Here is a 2,676-nt window from a genome sequence, read left to right as displayed (position 1 = left end):
CGCTTCCACATGCCGACGCCGGATCACTAGTTCCGACTTTCGTCCCTGCTCGACATGTCTGTCTCACAGTCAAGCTCCCTTGTGCACTTACACTCAACACCTGATTGCCAACCAGGCTGAGGGAACCTTTGAGCGCCTCCGTTACATTTTAGGAGGCAACCGCCCCAGTTAAACTACCCATCAGGCACTGTCCCTGATCCGGATAACGGACCTAGGTTAGACATCTAGTACGACCAGAGTGGTATTTCAACGTTGACTCCACCCAAACTGGCGTCTGGGCTTCACAGTCTCCCACCTATCCTACACAAGCCGAACCAAACACCAATACCAAACTATAGTAAAGGTCCCGGGGTCTTTCCGTCCTGCCGCGCGTAACGAGCATCTTTACTCGTAGTGCAATTTCGCCGAGTCCACGGTTGAGACAGCGCCCAAGTCGTTACTCCATTCGTGCAGGTCGGAACTTACCCGACAAGGAATTTCGCTACCTTAGGATGGTTATAGTTACCACCGCCGTTTACTGGGGCTTAAGTTCTGAGCTTCGCTCACACAAGGTGAGCTGACTCGTCCCCTTAACCTTCCAGCACCGGGCAGGAGTCAGTCCGTATACATCGTCTTACAACTTCGCACGGACCTGTGTTTTTAGTAAACAGTCGCTTGGGCCTGGTCTCTGCGGCCATCACCGCTACCGGAAGCAAGTTCCGTCACGGATCCGGCCCCCCTTCTCCCGAAGTTACGGGGGCATTTTGCCGAGTTCCTTAACCATGGTTCGCTCGATCGCCTTGGTATTCTCTACCTGATCACCTGAGTCGGTTTGGGGTACGGGCGGCGCGTAGCTCGCTAGAGGTTTTTCTCGACAGCATAGGATCACCCACTTCGCCCATACGGGCTCGGCATCACATCTCAGGGTCGTGATCAAACACAACGGTCCGGATTTGCCTAGACCGTCCCCTACCTGCTTACCCACGCAACAACCATCGGCGTGGTTGGGCTACCTTCCTGCGTCACCCCATCGCTTGACTACTACCAGATCGGGTCCCACGCTCCGCTCGAGCGCCTCACCCCGAAGGGATCGGTCACTCGAGTTTCGGGTGGTTAGCATCACCGGGTTCGTCATGGGCGCTACTTTGCCGGTACGGGAATATCAACCCGTTGTCCATCGACTACGCCTGTCGGCCTCGCCTTAGGTCCCGACTTACCCAGGGCAGATTAGCTTGACCCTGGAACCCTTGATCATTCGGCGGCAATGTTTCTCACATTGCATTCGCTACTCATGCCTGCATTCTCACTCGTGTCGCATCCACCCCTAGATCACTCTGGGACTTCACTCGCGACACGACGCTCCCCTACCCATCCAGAGTTCTGAACCACGAAGGCTTGAATATTCTCTGAATGCCATAGCTTCGGCGGATGACTTGAGCCCCGCTACATTGTCGGCGCGGAATCACTTGACCAGTGAGCTATTACGCACTCTTTCAAGGGTGGCTGCTTCCAAGCCAACCTCCTGGTTGTCACTGCGACTCCACATCCTTTTCCACTTAGTCACCGCTTAGGGGCCTTAGCTGATGGTCTGGGCTGTTTCCCTCTCGACTACGGAGCTTATCCCCCGCAGTCTCACTGCTGCGCTCTCACTTACCGGCATTCGGAGTTTGGCTAACGTCAGTAACCTGGTAGGGCCCATCGGCTATCCAGTGCTCTACCTCCGGCAAGAAACACACAACGCTGCACCTAAATGCATTTCGGGGAGAACCAGCTATCACGGAGTTTGATTGGCCTTTCACCCCTATCCACAGGTCATCCCCTCAGTTTTCAACCTAAGTGGGTTCGGTCCTCCACGCGGTCTTACCCGCGCTTCAACCTGCCCATGGATAGATCACTCCGCTTCGGGTCTTGATCGTGCTACTCAACCGCCCTATTCGGACTCGCTTTCGCTACGGCTCCCCCACACGGGTTAACCTCGCAACACAACGCAAACTCGCAGGCTCATTCTTCAAAAGGCACGCCGTCACCCCAACACCACAACAAGTGCGGCAGCCGGGCTCCGACGGATTGTAGGCACACGGTTTCAGGTACTATTTCACTCCCCGCCAGGGGTACTTTTCACCTTTCCCTCACGGTACTTGTCCGCTATCGGTCATCAAGGAGTATTTAGGCTTAACGGGTGGTCCCGCCAGATTCACACGGAATTTCAGGAGTTCCGTGTTACTTGGGAACACACTCGACAGACCAGGCCTTACAACTACGGGGCTATCACCCTCTACGGCGCCACTTTCCAGCGGACTTCAACTTCAACCTGGTTTTCTTACTGTCTGGACCGCCGGCAGACGATCCTGAATGGTCCCACAACCCCCCATACGCAACCCCTGCCGGGTATCACACGCATAAGGTTTAGCCTCATCCGATTTCGCTCGCCACTACTCTCGGAATCACTGTTGTTTTCTCTTCCTGTGGGTACTGAGATGTTTCACTTCCCCACGTTCCCTCCACACACCCTATACATTCAGGCGCGGGTAACACGACATGACTCGTGCTGGGTTCCCCCATTCGGACACCCCCGGATCACAGCTCGGTTGCCAACTCCCCAGGGCTTATCGCAGGCTCCTACGTCCTTCATCGGCTCTTGATGCCAAGGCATCCACCATGTGCCCTTCATAGCTTGTCTCACAAACACTCAACAAA

1 rRNA gene is annotated in these 2,676 nt (G+C 55.2%); it reads right to left on the bottom strand.

The features are described 5' to 3' along the window. Positions 1 to 2,659: ribosomal RNA gene (locus ACYQ0U_RS22560) — 23S ribosomal RNA — on the bottom strand; the annotation flags it as partial. Positions 2,660 to 2,676 lie beyond the last annotated feature (17 nt).

The sequence above is a fragment of the Nocardioides pyridinolyticus genome (assembly GCF_054653575.1).
This window is presented reverse-complemented; position numbering and strand designations above follow the sequence as displayed.